The following is a 17,171-nucleotide window of genomic DNA, read 5'->3' on the forward strand; positions in this document are numbered from 1 at the left end:
AGGTGCAAGATAAATACAAGGTGGAGGACCTGCTTCACCTGATGGCCCAGCTGCGTAACCCGGACGGCGGCTGCCCTTGGGATTTGAAGCAGACTTTTGCCAGCATAGTTCCTTCTACGGTCGAAGAGGCCTACGAAGTAGCTGAGGCCATTGAAATTGAGGACTACGAACACCTCCATGAAGAGCTCGGTGATCTGTTATTTCAGGTGATTTTCTACTCACAGCTTGGTTGTGAGCAGGGCTATTTCGATTTTTCACGTATAGTCGATACTCTGGTGCGCAAGCTGGTACGCCGTCATCCGCATGTTTTTCCCAGTGGAGAACTCTATGGGGACAATGACTCTGGTTCTGTGGATGAAGCCCAGGTAAAGCAGAACTGGGAAGCGATAAAAACTGAAGAGCGTAATGCCAAAGGCGAGTCTGGAGTTCTAGCCGGTGTTACGGTAGGGCTACCAGCATTGACGCGTGCGGCCAAATTACAGAAGCGTGCGTCCCAAGTGGGTTTTGATTGGCCGGATATTAGTGGCGTGCTGGACAAGATCGAGGAAGAAGTTGCAGAGCTACGCGAGGCTGTTGAAACTGGAGATCGTGAGCATGCCAGGGAGGAGCTTGGCGATTTACTGTTTTCCTGTGTAAATGCTGCTCGTCACTTGAAAGAAGACCCGGAAGCATCACTACGCCACTGCAATCGAAAGTTTGAGCGACGCTTTGGAAGTGTAGAGGCAGTCCTGAAGGCTCAGGGGCGTAGACCAGCTGACGCTAACCTTGAGGAGCTGGATCAGCTTTGGGATAGAGCCAAGGCGGAGGAGAAACCGGGCTCTGCTCAATGATTCTCTCTCGAAAGGGGGCGGATATCTTGCGGGATTCGCCTCGCATTAGCAGCAATCTTGCCCAATTTGGGGTCTGCGTGTAAGGTAGCGCTCTTTTGGCACGGCGGCTCTATTGGTGCGTCGACAGTTTTGGAGGCTAACTGAACATGCGAATTATTCTCTTGGGGGCGCCGGGAGCCGGCAAAGGCACTCAGGCACAATTCATAACAGAGAAGTTCGGCATTCCGCAGATCTCCACCGGCGATATGCTTCGTGCAGCGGTGAAGGCAGGCACACCTCTCGGCTTGCAGGCGAAAGATATTATGGAAGCCGGCAAGCTGGTCTCTGATGACCTGATTATTGCCCTGGTAAAGGAGCGTATCGCCCAGTCAGACTGCACAAATGGATTCCTGTTTGACGGTTTCCCTCGCACTATTCCTCAGGCGCAGGCCCTGTTGGATGCAGATATCCATATCGATCATGTACTGGAAATCGCTGTTGACGATGAGGAAATCGTTAAGCGCCTATCTGGCCGCCGTGTGCATGAAGGATCTGGCCGTGTATATCACATTGTCTATAACCCGCCCAAGAGTGAAGGACTGGATGATGTGACTGGTGAGACACTCATACAGCGCAGTGATGACACTGAAGAAACTGTGCGCAAGCGTCTGGCTGTTTACCATGAGCAGACTGCTCCTCTGGTTGGTTTCTACCGCGAGCTGGAAAGCCGCTCTCCCGAGGCTGCTCCCAAGTATTCAAAAGTAATGGGAGTGGGCAGTATGGATGATATACGTGAGAAGGTTTTTGAAGCTCTGAGCTGATTGCTTCAGTGACAGTTACTCTAAAAGGCCCCCACCTGGGGGCTTTTTCATTTCTTCCCGACAGCTCCTTTGCTGGTATTTAGGAAAGCCTTTTCTCTTGTAGTTATTTCTTCAGTCATTAACATTGCCGGCAGTTTTTCTTGGCAAATTTGTTTTTCAGACAGGCCCCTCTATGTCCAGTGCGATAATTTTGATGAATTTGGGCACTCCTGCACAGCCAACTGCGCCAGCGGTGAGAAGTTTCTTGAAGGAATTCCTTTCCGATCCCCGGGTAGTGGAAATTCCTCGTCCACTGTGGCTTGCGATACTGAATGGCTTCATTTTGCCATTTCGCCCCAAGCGCATTGCGCCCGCCTATAAAGAGATTTGGAATTGCAGTGCTGATGGTGCTGCAGTTGAAGGTTCGCCACTTCTTTACTATACGCGTCGTCAGGCCGAGCTGTTGCAGGGGTATCTGCGTGATAATGGCCATGATCTGGTGGTCGAGTATGCGATGACTTATGGAGAGCCGCAGTTAGACAATGTGATTGGTGATTTGCGTAAAAAAGGGTGTGAAACTTTCACTGTTTTACCGCTATATCCACAGTATTCAGCTACGACCACTGCCGCAATTTACGATCAAGTGGCGCAAATTTTTCGCAAAAGTCGTGATATTCCGGATATTTCATTGATTCGGGATTATTACCACCACCCCCTCTATATTAAATCCCTTGCGAACTCAGTCAGCGAGCATTGGCAGGCTCAAGGGCAGGCAGAAAAGTTACTGCTGTCATTTCACGGAATTCCAAAAGCAAATGTTGATAAAGGGGATCCCTATTATCGACATTGCACTGAAACTGCACGACTTCTGGCAGAAGAATTACAAATTGAACAAGAGCAGTGGCAAGTCACTTTCCAGTCAAGGTTTGGTAAGGCTGAATGGTTGCAACCCTATACCGATAAAACGCTGATTGAGTGGGGTAAGGGCGGAGTAAAGAGTGTTGATGTTATTTGTCCGGCATTTTCAGCAGACTGCTTGGAGACTCTGGAAGAAATTTCGGTAGAGAATCGCGCTAATTTTATCAATGCTGGAGGCAGTGAATATCGTTATATTCCTGCTCTAAATTTGCGTGAAGATCATATCGAAGCGCTTGCCGCGATCATTGAAGAAAAGTTGTTTGGGCCAAAATAATTTCTATCAGCGGCCTGAAAAAGCCGTTTAGGAGAAATTTGATAAGAAAAACATACTTTTTTGCTGAAAAATTTCTCATTTTTCGCTTTTTTACTTGCAATGCCGGATATTTTTATTAACTTTGATAAAGTTGTATCGAAATTGGCGGTGCGGCGCTCTGCATAAGTGATAAAAACAGCCCGTTGCAGTTTTTATTCGATAGCAAACAGGCAATGCTGCCGGCACACTTTTGGATGTACTTCTTCTTTTCAGTGAGGAGACAAGGGATGGCAAGAGTAGTAAAAAAGAGTACGCGTGCAAAGAAGGCAACTGGTTCGACTGCAGCGTCGCCAGTAGTCGCGAAAGCGCAAAAGGCGGTTGATGCGGCGAGTAAATCACTTGATGGGCAATTAGATCGTGTTGCGAAAGCAAAAGCACGGGCCCAAAAAAGTAATTCTGCAGCAGCAAAAACATCATTGGCTACTGCCAATAGCAAGGCAAAGGAATTACGCGCCAAGCTGGCAATGGCTAAGATGAATCTCGCCAAAGCCAAGGCTATGGATGCTGTGCGTCTAGCAGAGGCTGCGGCCAAAGAAAAGGTTTCCACTCTGGCTGATAGCCTGTCTGCCAAGGCGGATAAAGATCTGGCTGCCGCGTTAAAGGCGTTTGAAGCGCGTTGGAAAAAGACTCGCGATAAGGCCCACGCCAAGAAGATCAAGGCTGCGGAGAAGAAGGCAGAGGCTAAGGTAAAGGCTGCGGCGAAGAAAGCCGCTGCCAAAGCCAAAGAGTTTGAGAAGAAAGCCGCTGCCAAGCTGAAGGCGGAAGCGCAAAAAGCCAAAAGGGCGGTCGCCAAGAAAGCGACTTCTGCGAAAAAAGCAGGTCGGCCTAAGAAAGCCACTGCAGCCAAGACGGCCAAGCGTGTAGGGCGCCCAAAGAAAGCTACTACCGCGGCCAAGCCGGCCAAGAGAGTAGGGCGTCCCAAAAAGGCTACAGCTGCAACAGCTAAGAAAGCACCTGCCCGCCGGGGCCGTCCGCCTAAAGCGGGTGCTGCCCGTCGCGGCCGTCCGCCAAAGAAAGCGGCATAGCCCGAGTTCACTTAAACCCTACTTTATAGCTGGGCTTAAACAGCTATCTCAGACCCCGGCTCCGTCCGGGGTTTTCTATTGAAGGTACCCTGTAGTTTTTGGCTCTTTGTTAATTTACATGACTCCCCCTTGCGACCATGCCACAATCCCTCTCTTTGAGTTACCTGGTCTGAGATTGTTGTGAAGATTCTTGCCCTGGATACGACTTCTGGTTCTTGCTCTGTAGCGCTCTACAGCAATGGCCAGATTTCTGAGCGTTTTGTTCAGGCTGAGCGGGACCATACCCGTAGGCTGTTGCCGATGGTGGATGAAGTGTTGGCTGAAATGGAGCTGACTTTGGCGGGGCTGGATGCTTTTGCAGTTAGTCGAGGGCCAGGCTCATTTACCGGCCTGCGCATTGCTATCAGTAGTGTGCAAGGGCTGGCCTTTGCAGCGGATAAGCCGGTGGTTCCGGTGTCCAGTTTAGCTGCTTTGGCCCTAGGGGCCAGGCGAGCGCATCCTGAGTGGGGTGAAGCTTCAATAGTGCCCATGTTGGATGCGAGGATGCAGCAGGTATATTGGGGTATTTACACTGCTAGCGAACCACATCAAAGCCAGGTGCCTGAGGCGGTACAGCACCCTGAGCAAGTGCTGATGTCATTAAAAGAGTCCCACATATCGCCCCCTATTTATGGTGCTGGACCTGGTTGGCATTATGAGGCTCTGCGCATGGCGCACATGGGTGGGGTTGACTTGGATACCCTGATACATGCGAGGGAGGTTGCCCAGCTGGCTGTGCCACTATACCTGTCTGGTAAGGTGGTGACCGCACAAGAATTAGAGCCTGTGTATCTTCGCAATGAGGTCACCTGGCAGAAACGACAAAAAATCCGATCTAAGAAGTAACCCATGGAAATATTTCAAATTGTTGTCTTGGCCTTGATCCAAGGGCTTACTGAATTCTTGCCTATCTCTAGTTCAGCGCACTTAATCTTACCTGCCGAGGTATTGGGCTGGCAGGACCAGGGACTTGCATTTGATGTCGCTGTGCATTTTGGTTCGTTGATAGCGGTTGTTTCTTATTTTCGTAAAGATATTTGGGCGCTGATCCGGGATGGGCTTGGAGGGTTAGCCAGCGGGGACTTTACCGATGAGGGCAGGCTTGCCTGGTTGATTGTATTGGCGACTATTCCGGTAGGTTTGGTTGGGCTGATTTTCAAAGACTTTATCGAAGCCAATCTTCGCTCAGCAGCTGTTATTGCCACGACCACAATTGGCTTCGGTATTCTTCTCTGGTGGGCGGATGTGCGTGGGGTGCGCACACAAACGTTGGCTCAACTCAATTGGAAAAAGGCATTGCTGATTGGCTTGGCTCAAGTATTAGCACTGATTCCTGGTACTTCCCGCTCAGGTATAACCATGACAGCGGGGTTAATGCTAGGAATGAAACGAGAGGCTGCCGCACGCTTTTCTTTTCTCTTGTCGATACCAGCAATTGCACTGCCGGCGCTGTTACTGACATACGACTTGCTTTCACTGGAAACTGTGCCCTGGGGCGATATTCTGCTGGGTGCTGTGTTGTCGTTTATTAGTGCTTACTTATGTATTCATTTTTTTCTGCAGTTTATTAGTCGTATCGGTATGGCACCTTTTGCAATTTATCGCCTGATACTAGGTGCGGTCCTGATTTGGATGATATGGGGGTAGGTAATATGGCAACTGTAGCGTTTATTGGCTTGGGGGTGATGGGCTACCCGATGGCTGGGTATTTATCAAAAGCTGGTCATCATGTAAGGGTATACAATCGCACCGCTAATCGAGCAAAAAAGTGGTTGGAGGAATACAAAGGGGAAAGCTTCCCATCCCCGGCTGAAGCGGCTAAAGGTGCGGAAGTTGTCTTCGCCTGCGTGGGTAATGATAACGACCTACGTCAGGTAGTGGTTGGAGAGCAAGGTGCTTTTTCCACTATGGAGAAAGGTAGCTTATTCGTAGATCACACTACTGCTTCGGCGGATGTTGCTCGGGAGCTGGCAGCCATTGGCAGTGACAAGGGGATAGGCTTTCTTGACGCCCCGGTTTCTGGTGGCCAGGCAGGCGCTGAAAATGGGGCGTTGACTGTTATGGTTGGCGGAGATAAAGCCGATTTTCAGCGAGTTAATCCGTTAATTGAAACTTTCGCCAGAGCGGTAACCTTATTGGGCCCGGTAGGTAGCGGCCAACTGTGCAAAATGGTCAATCAAATCTGCATCGCCGGAGTAGTCCAGGGGCTTGCTGAAGGCCTGCATTTTGCCAAGGCATCCGGGCTGGATGCGGAGCAAGTAGTGGATGTAATTTCCAAAGGTGCCGCGCAGAGCTGGCAAATGGAAAACCGCTCCCAGACAATGCTGGCTGGCGAGTATGACCACGGTTTCGCAGTAGATTGGATGCGTAAGGACCTGGCTATTGTCCTTCAGGAAGCTCAGCGTAATGGTGCATTGCTGCCAGTCACTGCATTGGTGGATCAGTTCTACAGCGAAGTGCAGGCAATCGGTGGTGCCCGCTGGGATACTTCCAGCCTGTTTGCGCGACTGATGAATGTGCGTTCCTTCGATTGATACTCTCTACTTGAAAGCTGCTCTCGGGGTTGGATGCAGTTATTTCCAACCCTGCATTCCTAATTTATATTGTTTAACTCTCGATGAAAGTTCTATTGCTCTCGGCCTATGATGCGGACAGCCACAAGCGCTGGCGTAAGGGTCTGGTTGCCGCTTTTCCCGAATGGCAGTGGACAGTCCTTACCCTGCCCCCACGATATTTCAGTTGGCGCATTCGTGGAAATAGCCTGACCTGGGCCAGAGGGAGGCTGCGCAAGCCCTCAAGCAGGATTGGGATCTTGTTATTACAACTTCAATGACGGATCTCAGTGCCTTACGCGGTTTAGTGCCAGAGCTGGCTGGGATTCCGACTGTTGTTTATTTTCATGAGAATCAATTTGCTTATCCGGTGAGTACAGATGCTTACCAATCTATTGAGCCTCAATTGCTAAATATTTATACCGCATTGGCTGGGGACCTAGTTCTTTTTAATTCAGAATTTAATCGTCGCACTTTAATTGAGGGAGCTGTTACATTACTCAAGCGTTTTCCCGATTGTGTACCTACAGGAATTTGCGAGGAAGTACAAAACAAATCTAAGGTCTTGCCTGTACCCTTGGAAGGTGCGCTCTTTGTCAAAAAAAGCGCACAAACAAATTTTTGTTGGGATCACCGGTGGGGACAGGGTTATCAGGAAGAGGTAACCGAGGATACATTGATCATCAGTTGGGCTGCCCGCTGGGAGTATGACAAGGGCGCCGATCGACTACTGCAGATTCTTCAGGGCCTAAAAGAGAAAAAGGTAAAGTTCTTGCTCAACTTGATGGGCCAGTCGTTTCGTAACAGCCCGGAAGAGTTTAAGCAGATTAAGCAGGAATTCTGCCAAAATCTTTTGGTGGTGGGGTATGTGGAAAGCGAACATCTCTACCGGCAAACCTTACGTGGTAGCCATGTATTTCTATCTACCGCTTACCACGAGTTTCAGGGGCTAGCGGTAATGGAGGCCGCAGCGATGGGCTGCACGCCATTAGTGCCGGATGAGCAGTGTTACCCGGAGTTTTATCCTGAGCAATTGCGTTACTTGGGGGTGAGGAATGCAGTTACAAAGCTTGAATCTATGGCCAAAAGAGTTCAATGTGCGGAAACGTTAGTAAAATTGGACTTTCATAATATTTCATGGGAAAGCTATAAAGATAAATATTTTTGTGCTCTGAGCAGATGTATCTCCGATACAGTCGGCTATTGTAAATAAAAGTATTATTAGCCAAACCTACTGAAAAACTTCACCGACTAAGCGACTTTAGTGGGGTTGTATAACGCTTTTTTAGGTATCTAAAGTTCATATCAGTAGGCCTGGATCTGGGATCGGCCAGCCGCTCCCTGGCTTGAAAAATACTGCTAGCAGCCCTATAGCTTATGGGCCCTCACTAGTCTTGACTTTTATACTCCACAGAATAGAGATGGCAATAGATAGAGGTTTTGGTACCATTCCATAAGTCAGCAGTATCCCCCTCACTCTGAGAAGGCCGCGTGCGTGGTATGCTGCCACGAATATGCTCATATTAGCAGAATAATTTACGCTTTGACTTGATGCGGAAATCATGGTGCCTTTTTATTCTTTGTCCATTGTAAGGCGCGCTGAGAGAAGTGTTATATCTTGCTGTCTTGCAAGTAGATCAAGTCATCGAAGCTTTTCCTTGTTTTTATATCAATGTTATATTCTTTAGCTGCGGACTTCATATGGAAATTGATAAGGATATATCATGAGTAAGTATTTTTTGGCCCTGGCAGTTCTATTTTCGGTGCTAGCTATTGGTTGTACATCCGTATCAAATAGGCCGGGGTCTGATCAAGACGGTCAAGTTGAAGAATTGGCCTCTAACCTCGATAAACAGGAGGAACCAAAGAATGAACTAGTGTGTAAGTATCGCGAAGGGACGGGATCGAGATTCAAAAAGAAGGTCTGCATGACAGCAGAGGAGTGGGCAGGTGATTCAGTGGAAACGGCCAGAAATGTTAATAAGCTAAGAAAAACAGTCGTAACGGGGCAATCACAAGGGCGTTGATGGTTTTTATTCTTAAAAGCCGAAAAGAGAGTTTATGCTAATTATCCTTTCGGCTTTATTTTCAGTTAAGGATTTAATTGGTGTGATTTAATAGAGGCTCAATTTATCCATACTCTAGTGTAAACGCGTTTTTGCTCGGATGTGTCAACAAACTCATCCCGATCGTGAAGAATCCGAGTGTTGTCGATAAATATCATGTCTCCTGAGTTCATATAGAAGCTGACAACGTTTTCTTCATTGTTTAGCTCCCCGTCGAGCATGTCTAAAGCCTGCAATACCTCCTTGGTTAGCGGTTGATCGACCCGCTGGTGACCTTTTTCAATCCAGTAGCGCATATAGCGAATTGATAACTTACCCTTTTCGTAGCTGAAAATGGGGAAGTGATTGTTAAGGATATTCTGTAGGTTCTTGTCGCTGCCTGGGGTGACAAGATCGCGTATATAGTTATCATAGAGTAGAGCGAGCTTGCCAGGTTCTCTTTCTCTTAGGGCTTCGTGGACCTGTGCTGCGGAGACCACTTTGGATTTTCCACCTTTTATCGCAGGGGTGATACAGCACAAGCCGAGAATATTGGGCTGGATTGTACGTTGCGAGCTGTCTGTATGTACCCCGGTAGCTGCATTAGTTTGTGATACCGGAATTGCTTCATCTTTATAGCTTCGACCTGTATCCAGGATACCGTACAACCTGCCATAGGTATCAATAGTTTGCCCCATTGCCAGGCTGATATTTAAGAACAAAAGATTGAGTGTATCTTGATCGAAGCCATCAATCCCCTGAATCCAGGTTATACCGCTTCCGTGTGCAATTTCTTGCTTGATCTGTTGGGCAAGTTGATCAAACTGTGGGGTTGGTACTGAGTCGGCTCTCAAGGATTCAACAGGATGATCCTGATTGGAAGCCCAATCTTGAAGAGCTTTTACTTCCTCTTGCCAGCCGGAAGGCCAAGCAAACTTCCAGTTGGATTTTGAGGCTATATCTGCAGCCTTCCACGCTTGAGCGCACACCTCTTCTCTGGGAGCCAGTTCAATCATTTACTTGTACCTTAAATAAAACATGCAGAGGGTAACCTTTCAGAGGGCCAAAGAATTCAGGGTCCAATGCCAGGTGTTCGTCTGTTACCGCAAGCTCATTCACCTGCGGCAAAAGATTAAACCCGGCTGCTTTGAGTGCTTCGAAGTAATGTGAAAAGGTTTTGTGTACACAACGCACAGATACTGGAATTCCATCTCTGCGCCAGATTTTTCCTTCGAAAGTTTGATTGATGCCATCGAGATAGCTTTTATCTCCATGCTCAAAGTAAAACGGTGGTGTTTCTTCACGCATAAATGGTAGGCAAGGGTGGGGCACGGTAAAAACAAAGGTCCCGGTGGAGGCTAACAGTGATCTAACCTTTGTCATTACCTGAGTCATCTCTTCAATCGTGAGATAATTAAAAAGAAATACAGCAATGGCCTTGTCGAAGCTCTTTTGTGGGAATTGGTCAAAAGTCACAGCATTAGCAGCCGTATAACTGGCAGTGGATAGTTCGAGCTCTGCTGCCATTGCCTGTGCTTGACTGATCATCTCCGCAGAAGAATCGATGCCAAATATCGAACGAGCACCATTTTCCAGAATCATGCGTGAGACGTAACCCTCGCCACATCCAAAGTCCAGAATGTCTTGCCCAGCAATATCTCCTAACTCCTCAAGCACTCGAGGTCTTGCAGTAAAGTCACTTAAAAGGACCTTCTCAGATCGCAACCAGTTGCCTGCTTGGGCGTTATAGATTGTTTCAGTTGATAACGGCTGGTTCATCCTGAGCCACTCCAGAAGCTTGTTGAGTATAATTATTTAGATTTTCGAGAGGCTTTTGCGGACCCCTAATTGCACGTTCCAACATGCCATCCCAGAAGGCGGCCCTTAAGTTCAAGGCTTTAAGCACTCCGTGACGAAGACGCTTGCGGCCCTCCTCGGTATTGGCAAAATCCAATGCGATTTGGTTTAAGCTTTCTGCATGGTCATCATCAATGAGTGTATGAACAGAGAAGAAGCAATAATCCTCCGGCTGAAATTCGGGTAGGCTTTTTAAGCCTTTTTCAATGAAAGGATAAATAGAGCTGACGATATGCTCTGTACCTAATCCTAAAGCCCCGATAGCTTCTTCAGTAGAGCCATAAAGCAATACTCCGGAGAGCATGTCATACCATATAGCAGGATCATCGGAAATTCCTATTTCTGGTGTTCCGCGTAACGCCCTTTTTCTGAAGCTCTCAAACAGCTGTGCGTGTGGGATGTTCCGGACCCAGCTTGCACTGATCCCGTGAGTCTCCAGCTCTATAAGCTCTTTTTCTTCATAGTGTCCAGACTCTTCTGCGAGATTTTCCAGAAGAATGTTCCGGTGCTTCGGGGTAGTCAATCTGGAAATCACAGCAGTGAGCAAGTTTACAAAACGGGATGAATAAACCCCGTACTGTTGAGCAAAATCCGCGACCGCATAGCGAAAGTTTGGAAGGGATGCACTGCTGAATTGTTTGAGATATGGGTGGTTGATAGCCCTGTGCTTTAGCGCTTCTTCAGAGAGTTGCTCTAGCCAGGCTCTTTTATGATTATTCATCTGAAGCCTTAAATTCCATCTGTTGAGCCGAAAGTTGGCAACCGTAACAAGTAATTATTTCAGTTTGCTAACGAACATCCTGTGTGAATAGCGTTTAATGGTTGCTCGACCAGTAAACGGATTTTGAGTATACGGAGTAAAATTTTTTCTAGCAATATCATGATTATTATTCACGGATGCTGGTTGTTTGTTGCCTCTGTTTTCTTGAGAAAATTTAATTAGTTTTTGGCTGCGGGGTGTGTGGCTATACCTACTTGTAGGTATTTATTTTCTGATATATTGAAATTAATGGGCTTTCGCCTCTTGTGTTTCTCTTTTCCATTTGTTTGTAATTGCTTTTAATTCAAGAAAATTTAAATTTCTTTTTGTCAGCTTCTATATTTTGTTTATGTGTGTGGCGTAGGGGTGAAGGATTTATTTGGTGTTGAATTTTTTTGTGCCCTTATTGTTGTAAAGCCGAATCGAAGTATAAATTGATGTAAATCAATTCAAGGGTTATTTATTTGTGATTGGGGCTTGGAGCTTAAAATGAGCCTCAGTATGAGTGAAAAAGCATAAGTTTGAGTGGTGCTGGAAGGATGTTTTTGCTTATAAGGTTAGTAGGGATTTTGTGATTTAAGGTTTTCTTTACTATTTATATGGTTGGTACCAATTGGATTTTCTTGGCAGTATCATGATTTTATGTCGATAAGTAGGTGGTGTGATTTCAGAGTAGAGACTGCTAACGAGGCAGTAATTGGAAAGAAAATTCTCTTTTAACTAAATGGCTTTTGAGATTTGAGTTACTGGCTAGGGTGGGGCGAGAGATTGTATGTAAGAAAAAATTGGCATACTTAGCTACCGCAAATGTTCACTGATGTAGATGTAATTGGTACTTTTCATATGGGACGCTCAGTCATCTGACCAGGGGCCGAGTAAAGGATACCTGCATTCTCTATCAATTAAGTTGACCTAGAAGGAAATAGCTACTAACTAATAGCTCATTAAGCCCCGAATGCTATTGTCTATTCTTCTTTGAGAAATGACTGTTTGTACCGCTAGTCTCGCTTTTGAGTAATCTCATTGCACTACCAGCCCGGGCGAATTCAAAGGACCTGCAAGCTTTGCCTTGGTTTTTAGAGGTGAATCGTGGCAGCAACTCTTATTGACTCAGTAGTTTTCTGTGATCTTTTCAGCACGCAGGCAATGCGAGATATTTTTTCAGATAAACAGAGAGTTCAGTACTACCTGGATGTCGAGGCGGCCCTGGCAAAAGTTCAAGCGCGATTGGGGATCATTCCCGAGGAGGCGGCGAAAGAGATTTGCAGCCACTGCAACGCCGATGAGATTGATTTCGTACGCTTAAAGGCACAGACAGAGTTGATTGGTTATCCCGTTTTTGGGGTTGTACAACAGCTGGTAGCACTATGCGATAAAGGGCTGGGGCAATGGTGCCACTGGGGAACTACAACCCAGGATATTACTGATACAGCTACCGTTTTACAGATTCGTGCGGCATTGGAATTGATAGAAACTGATGTGGGAGCAATTTCAATTGCATTAGCTAAATTGGCGAAAGAGTATCGGGATACGCCGATGGTGGCGAGAAGTAATTTGCAACAGGCTGTACCAATAACTTTTGGTTATAAAGCGGCTGTATGGCTGGCTGGTTTCCATCGACACCAGCAGCGCTTAGAAGAAATTAAAAAACGTGCACTGGTTGGGGAGTTTGGTGGCGCAGCGGGAAATCTGGCCTCGTTAGGGAGCCAGGGATTGGCGGTACAGGTGGGGATTATGGAGGAGCTTAAGCTAGGGAAGCCATGTATTGCCTGGCATACCATGCGAGATAGAATCACTGAGGTAGCCTGTCTGCTGGGGTTGATCACTGGCACGCTGGGGAAAATCGCTCTCGATATTAAATTAATGGCGCAGACAGAAGTGGGTGAGGTTTCAGAGCCATTTACGTCCGGGCGAGGAGCTTCCAGTACGATGCCACAAAAACATAACCCTGTCTCTTCAGTCTATATCAGTGGCATTGTGCCAATTATCAGGCAGCAGGTGGCAGCTCTGCTCAATGCTATGGAAGAGGATCATGAGCGAGCTACGGGTACCTGGGAAATTGAGTGGGTGGTACTTCCTGAAATATTTTGCCTGTCGGCTGCAGCCTTGGCGCAAGCGCGCTTTGCTTTAAGTGGACTTAATGTGTACCCGGAAAATATGATGCGAAACCTAAAACTGACTGGGGGCCAGGTTTCCTCTGAGGCAGTTATGATGGGATTGGGTCCTAAGATTGGACGCGAGAAAGCCCATGACCTGGTATATCAGATCTGTTGTGATGCGGTGGAAAGCGGGCAGTCATTTGCCGAGTTATTGAAACAAAACCCGGAAATATCTGAAAATCTCAGTTCCAGTGAGGTGGATGAATTATTGGATCCCAAGAACTACTTAGGATTGTGTGGTGAGATGGTTGATCAAACCCTGGCTGGGAAGGAGCGGTAAAGATGTTTATTTGAATGGTAAATCTCTTCAGGCTGGGGTTTCTTGAGTTATGAAAAACTTAATTCGCTCTGAAGCTATACAGAGATTATGTCTTAAGTATTTATCGGCTTTGGAGCAAGGTGATTTGGAGGCTTTGAAGGCTGTTTTTATAGAAGGTGCGAGGGTTTATTCTCCGATATTTGGGGAGTGCCAGGTTGATGATTTTTACTCCTATGTCACTCAGGCAACAGAAGAACGTCACTTGGAGTTAAAAAATATTATGCAGGGAGTGATGAATCCAAATCAGGTTGCTATTTATATGACTTATACGCGTACTATAAAAGGCAAAGAGCCAGCTACTATTAACACGGTTGATATTTTTGACCTTGCTACTGACCTAAGTGGATTCTCTTCCGTAGCTATCATTTATGATACTGCTCCAGTTAAGAGTGATTTTAATTGAGAAATTCTTATGGGTTAGATTTTTCTGTCTATAGGCATGGCACAAATTTATGTGCCATGCCGCCATCCTGTCTTTTTATAAAACGAACTCTTTATTTAATCGTAGTATAACTAGTGAATGACGCTTTCTAGTGCTTTCACTAAGCCAGAAGTTGGAGTACTGTCTGGTATTGGGCAGTTGAAGCTCTCAGAATGCCCATAGCTATAACCATACAGCAGGTTGCAGGCCATGACCTTGTGACCTGCTGTAGTGGGATGTACCGAGTCACCAGTAGGGATTATTTTGCCCTGATCTGCCAGAAACATATTAAAAGAAGCTCTGGCATTTTCTACCGCATTTTTAATCTGGGCATTGTAGTAATCGGTGCAGTAATTTTGGGGGTCTTGCCCGTCAATATTACTTCGGCGAGGAATCATCGAGATTACAAAGGCAATATTTTTATCGGCTATGCCTAATGAAGAAAGGTGACTATATATTTTACCCACCAGAGTAGAGTTATCCGTAATATTTGCTGGTGACAATATGCCGGCAACAACCTGCTCCAGTCGACTGGCTGTGGTGCTTCCTATATCAGGTGCGGCACTGCACTTGGTGGCGCCATTCATATTTAAGAAAGTAATGTCGTTGGTTCCCAGTTGGATAGGTATCACAACGGCATCTGTGTCGGAGAGGCTTTGACTCAGCTGGCAGGCTTGGTTACCTAGCCATCCGGCACTGTTACTGCCTTCCCGGCACATTTCGGTAGCTACCGAATTGAAGTTAGCAATGGATTGAGCGCAGTTGGCAAAATTATAGCCAGATGGAACTTGATGACCTGTAGGGTTTAGGAAGCAGAGCATATCGCTTGTGGTGGCTCCTGGGATTCCCGAATGCCAGTAATTCCTGCTTTGTTGTGCCAAGTCCTCTGGGCCAGTTGGACCATTTACAGTTCCGATAGTGTGTATGGGCTTGCCACTGTAGAGAATTTGGAGGGAGCCATTGCTCTCACTTGCGGTAAGCGGGAAACTGGATTTGCCATTGGAGGCATCGAAGAGATGTTGCCAAATTTGGGAGCGGAAGCCATTGGAGTTGAAGGGTAGTGTTGTCATGCCATAGGTGATCGAGTCCCCAATAAGCCAGAGTTTTATGCTGTTGGCATTGCCTTTATTGGGATTGGACGGCTCAGTGGGCTGGGGCTCTGGTTCTGTAGGTACAGGGGTACTTGGCGGAGAGGGTTCTGTTACGCTATTGGACTGGCAGCTAGTGGTCAGGTTTGGCTGAATATTTTCACCCGTGTACTCACCATTAAAACCAAATGCCCGAGCCTCGCCTGGAGGAATAGTGTCCTGGCCGCTGGCAGTCACTGTACCGCTATTTTCGCTTATCAGAGCATTCCAGTGATGGGCCACTTTTTGGTTACCTGGCCATTGCCACTGTACCTGCCATTTCTCAATGGGGGTATTTCCAGTGTTGCGGATAACCACATTAGCCATAAAGCCATTGCCCCAGTCATTTTGGACAGTGTATTCCACAGTACACTGGCCAGAGGATGGCAGTGGGGGGCAGGTTCCGGGCTTGGTGCAGGTGTTGTGTCTGGTGTTGTGTCTGGTGTTGGAGTTGGCGGTGTTGTTGGGGATTTAGTGGACTCAAACCACTTAAGTGCGTAGGCGCGGAACTCTCGCTCTGTAGGTAGGATACCCTGCTTTGCCTGAAAATCGATCAGGTATTGTTTGGCGTCCCGATAGAACTCTTGGTGTGTTTGGTAAATCTGTTTTTTGTTCCCCTCGTTGTCGATCAGCCAGTAGCCGACAAACTCATTAGCCCAGCTGTCATACTCGTTACCATACATCTGCCAATACAAGATAAAAGGAGTCCCCCACTCCAATGAAGTTTTAATCACATTGCGCGAGAGCATATCCTGTGCTTCTCCGGAGCGGGTGCCCCAGTCTTTGAACCAGGATTCACCGTATCCGTACTCGCCAATAAATACTCGTTTTTCAAATGGCAAGCCTGCCTTGGTGGGAAGCTTTGAATTAATGAAATCTAAAGCTTTGGTTAACTCGGTATGTAAGGTGGCGAAGTCTGAGTGTCTTTCCTTGGTAGTCAGGTCATAAGCTGAGTAAGACACCAGATCCACATTAGTGTGGGGTAGTACGGCATTGGTAATACGCTCCTTCCCCTGCATTGCTGACTCAACCCTATTGACTTCAACATAGTGATACAGGTTGACATCGGAGTGGGTTACATTGGCTTTAGCATCATCTATGGCCTTCTGACGAATATTGAGCCAGTCGATTAATCCCTGGATACGTATGGGGTCGATTTTTTCCTGGTTGTCATCACGGGTTCCGTCTGCCTTTTGCACCAGGTTCCAATCCCCTTCCCAGTGGCCGATCATAAAGGTTTTACCAGATCCGTTATATTGCGTTAGCAGGTATTCAGCCAGGGCATAAATTTTATCGTACTGCCAGGTTAGTTCATCTTTGGACATGCCCTTGTTGTCCATCCAGGAGCCTGAATCTTCCACCCAAAACATATAGTGGGAAAAATCCATTTCCAGGACCTCACGATAAGCGGGCACTTCTTCAAGCATGCGTTTGAATTGGTAGTCCAGCCCTTTGCCTCGTAGTTCATCATACAGGCCCGTGGAGAGGGCAATCTTAAGAAAATTCGAGCCCATTGCATGAATGGCCTTGGCAGACTCCACAAGGGAGCCTTCTCCGGTAAAACTGTACTTGGGACTGATTGTCTGGGTACCGAGAATGTAGTTGTAGCGCTCAATTGGGGATAGTGGAGTGCTTGTTGGCGGTTCAGTAGGTGTTGGGGGCGAAGATGCTTGCTTATTACAGCTGGCATTTATCTTGGATGGGATCTGCTTGCCCCCAGAGTAGGAGATATTAAACCCAAAGGACCGCGCCTCGCCTGTTGGTATGGTGGCAAAATCGCCAGTTCCCTCCGCGGTAACGATATTGCCGCTTTGACTAATCTTGGCATTCCAGGAGTGATCGATGACTTGGTCTGCGGGCCACTGCCAGTCGACTGACCAGCCATTGATGGGTTCATTGCCAGTATTTCGAACGACTACAGCGGCCATGTAACCGGTATTCCACTGGCTCTGAACAACCAGGTTCACGTCGCAGCTTGTAGCTCCGAGCGCCTGACCAGAAAGCCCTAATAAAAGTAAAGGGACCAT

Annotated in this window: 17 protein-coding genes; 12 read left to right on the forward strand and 5 right to left on the reverse strand. The window is 47.2% G+C overall.

Annotated elements, in window-relative coordinates:
• Positions 1-2 precede the first annotated feature (2 nt).
• The 10 genes from mazG to P3339_RS07450 all read left to right on the forward strand — a co-directional run bounded on the left by mazG (position 3) and on the right by P3339_RS07450 (position 8,483).
• Complete coding sequence (gene mazG, locus P3339_RS07405) at positions 3-830, forward strand: nucleoside triphosphate pyrophosphohydrolase (protein WP_282952891.1); 828 nt, start codon at positions 3-5, stop codon at positions 828-830.
• Between the two features lie 146 nt (positions 831-976).
• Positions 977-1,630, forward strand: coding sequence for an adenylate kinase (gene adk / locus P3339_RS07410; protein WP_020413451.1), 654 nt, complete (start codon positions 977-979; stop codon positions 1,628-1,630).
• A 172-nt stretch (positions 1,631-1,802) separates the two neighbouring features.
• Positions 1,803-2,801, forward strand: coding sequence for a ferrochelatase (hemH, locus tag P3339_RS07415; protein WP_020413450.1), 999 nt, complete (start codon positions 1,803-1,805; stop codon positions 2,799-2,801).
• Between the two features lie 266 nt (positions 2,802-3,067).
• Positions 3,068-3,865, forward strand: a complete 798-nt coding sequence (locus P3339_RS07420; RefSeq protein ID WP_282952892.1) for a hypothetical protein — start codon at positions 3,068-3,070, stop codon at positions 3,863-3,865.
• A gap of 180 nt (positions 3,866-4,045) precedes the next feature.
• Complete coding sequence (gene tsaB, locus P3339_RS07425) at positions 4,046-4,750, forward strand: tRNA (adenosine(37)-N6)-threonylcarbamoyltransferase complex dimerization subunit type 1 TsaB (RefSeq protein WP_282952893.1); 705 nt, start codon at positions 4,046-4,048, stop codon at positions 4,748-4,750.
• 3 nt (positions 4,751-4,753) lie between these two features.
• Positions 4,754-5,551: an undecaprenyl-diphosphate phosphatase gene (locus tag P3339_RS07430; RefSeq protein ID WP_020413446.1), complete on the forward strand. Its 798-nt coding sequence runs from the start codon at positions 4,754-4,756 to the stop codon at positions 5,549-5,551.
• A gap of 5 nt (positions 5,552-5,556) precedes the next feature.
• The gene (locus P3339_RS07435; RefSeq protein ID WP_282952894.1) at positions 5,557-6,438 is read left to right on the forward strand and encodes an NAD(P)-dependent oxidoreductase; all 882 of its coding nucleotides are present in this window, start codon (positions 5,557-5,559) and stop codon (positions 6,436-6,438) included.
• An 83-nt stretch (positions 6,439-6,521) separates the two neighbouring features.
• Positions 6,522-6,737, forward strand: a complete 216-nt coding sequence (locus P3339_RS07440; protein WP_282952895.1) for a tRNA-queuosine alpha-mannosyltransferase domain-containing protein — start codon at positions 6,522-6,524, stop codon at positions 6,735-6,737.
• On the forward strand, positions 6,734-7,669 hold the full coding sequence (locus P3339_RS07445; RefSeq protein ID WP_282952896.1) for a tRNA-queuosine alpha-mannosyltransferase domain-containing protein: 936 nt from the start codon (positions 6,734-6,736) through the stop codon (positions 7,667-7,669). The genes P3339_RS07440 and P3339_RS07445 overlap by 4 nt, the downstream gene beginning before the upstream one ends.
• 511 nt (positions 7,670-8,180) lie before the next feature.
• Complete coding sequence (locus P3339_RS07450; protein ID WP_282952897.1) at positions 8,181-8,483, forward strand: hypothetical protein; 303 nt, start codon at positions 8,181-8,183, stop codon at positions 8,481-8,483.
• A gap of 98 nt (positions 8,484-8,581) precedes the next feature.
• Here P3339_RS07450 and P3339_RS07455 read toward each other — a convergent pair whose 3' ends face one another.
• The 3 genes from P3339_RS07455 to P3339_RS07465 are packed head-to-tail and all read right to left on the reverse strand — an operon-like array spanning position 8,582 to position 11,079.
• Complete coding sequence (locus P3339_RS07455) at positions 8,582-9,517, reverse strand: TauD/TfdA family dioxygenase (protein WP_282952898.1); 936 nt, start codon at positions 9,515-9,517, stop codon at positions 8,582-8,584.
• Positions 9,510-10,280 (reverse strand): class I SAM-dependent methyltransferase, encoded by a 771-nt coding sequence (locus tag P3339_RS07460; protein ID WP_282952899.1) that lies wholly within the window; start codon positions 10,278-10,280, stop codon positions 9,510-9,512. The genes P3339_RS07455 and P3339_RS07460 overlap by 8 nt, the downstream gene beginning before the upstream one ends.
• A complete protein-coding gene (locus P3339_RS07465; protein WP_282952900.1) occupies positions 10,258-11,079 on the reverse strand; it encodes an iron-containing redox enzyme family protein in 822 nt (273 codons plus the stop codon). The genes P3339_RS07460 and P3339_RS07465 overlap by 23 nt, the downstream gene beginning before the upstream one ends.
• Before the next feature lie 1,128 nt (positions 11,080-12,207).
• Between P3339_RS07465 and pcaB the strand changes: the two genes are divergently transcribed.
• Together pcaB and P3339_RS07475 are read left to right on the forward strand one after the other, a co-directional pair.
• Positions 12,208-13,557, forward strand: coding sequence for a 3-carboxy-cis,cis-muconate cycloisomerase (pcaB, locus tag P3339_RS07470; protein WP_282952901.1), 1,350 nt, complete (start codon positions 12,208-12,210; stop codon positions 13,555-13,557).
• Between the two features lie 49 nt (positions 13,558-13,606).
• Positions 13,607-13,999: a nuclear transport factor 2 family protein gene (locus tag P3339_RS07475; RefSeq protein WP_282952902.1), complete on the forward strand. Its 393-nt coding sequence runs from the start codon at positions 13,607-13,609 to the stop codon at positions 13,997-13,999.
• A 110-nt stretch (positions 14,000-14,109) separates the two neighbouring features.
• On the opposite strand, the gene P3339_RS07480 is transcribed toward P3339_RS07475, so the two are convergent.
• Together P3339_RS07480 and P3339_RS07485 are read right to left on the reverse strand one after the other, a co-directional pair.
• A complete protein-coding gene (locus P3339_RS07480) occupies positions 14,110-15,471 on the reverse strand; it encodes a cellulose binding domain-containing protein (protein ID WP_282952903.1) in 1,362 nt (453 codons plus the stop codon).
• Complete coding sequence (locus P3339_RS07485) at positions 15,363-17,111, reverse strand: cellulose binding domain-containing protein (protein WP_282952904.1); 1,749 nt, start codon at positions 17,109-17,111, stop codon at positions 15,363-15,365. Before P3339_RS07485 ends, P3339_RS07480 begins: the two co-directional genes overlap by 109 nt.
• Between the last annotated feature and the right edge of the window lie 60 nt (positions 17,112-17,171).

The organism is Microbulbifer sp. MLAF003 (assembly GCF_030012965.1).
Classification (GTDB): Bacteria; Pseudomonadota; Gammaproteobacteria; order Pseudomonadales; family Cellvibrionaceae; genus Microbulbifer; species Microbulbifer variabilis.

Coding starts and splice junctions, on each gene's coding strand:
- adk (WP_020413451.1), top strand. CDS start 977: ATGCGAATTATTCTCTTGGGGGCGCCGGGAGCCGGCAAAGGCACTCAG.
- hemH (WP_020413450.1), top strand. CDS start 1,803: ATGTCCAGTGCGATAATTTTGATGAATTTGGGCACTCCTGCACAGCCA.
- P3339_RS07420 (WP_282952892.1), top strand. CDS start 3,068: ATGGCAAGAGTAGTAAAAAAGAGTACGCGTGCAAAGAAGGCAACTGGT.
- P3339_RS07430 (WP_020413446.1), top strand. CDS start 4,754: ATGGAAATATTTCAAATTGTTGTCTTGGCCTTGATCCAAGGGCTTACT.
- P3339_RS07435 (WP_282952894.1), top strand. CDS start 5,557: ATGGCAACTGTAGCGTTTATTGGCTTGGGGGTGATGGGCTACCCGATG.
- P3339_RS07440 (WP_282952895.1), top strand. CDS start 6,522: ATGAAAGTTCTATTGCTCTCGGCCTATGATGCGGACAGCCACAAGCGC.
- P3339_RS07445 (WP_282952896.1), top strand. CDS start 6,734: ATGACGGATCTCAGTGCCTTACGCGGTTTAGTGCCAGAGCTGGCTGGG.
- P3339_RS07450 (WP_282952897.1), top strand. CDS start 8,181: ATGAGTAAGTATTTTTTGGCCCTGGCAGTTCTATTTTCGGTGCTAGCT.
- P3339_RS07455 (WP_282952898.1), bottom strand. CDS start 9,517: ATGATTGAACTGGCTCCCAGAGAAGAGGTGTGCGCTCAAGCGTGGAAG.
- P3339_RS07460 (WP_282952899.1), bottom strand. CDS start 10,280: ATGAACCAGCCGTTATCAACTGAAACAATCTATAACGCCCAAGCAGGC.
- P3339_RS07465 (WP_282952900.1), bottom strand. CDS start 11,079: ATGAATAATCATAAAAGAGCCTGGCTAGAGCAACTCTCTGAAGAAGCG.
- P3339_RS07475 (WP_282952902.1), top strand. CDS start 13,607: ATGAAAAACTTAATTCGCTCTGAAGCTATACAGAGATTATGTCTTAAG.
- P3339_RS07480 (WP_282952903.1), bottom strand. CDS start 15,471: ATGGCTAATGTGGTTATCCGCAACACTGGAAATACCCCCATTGAGAAA.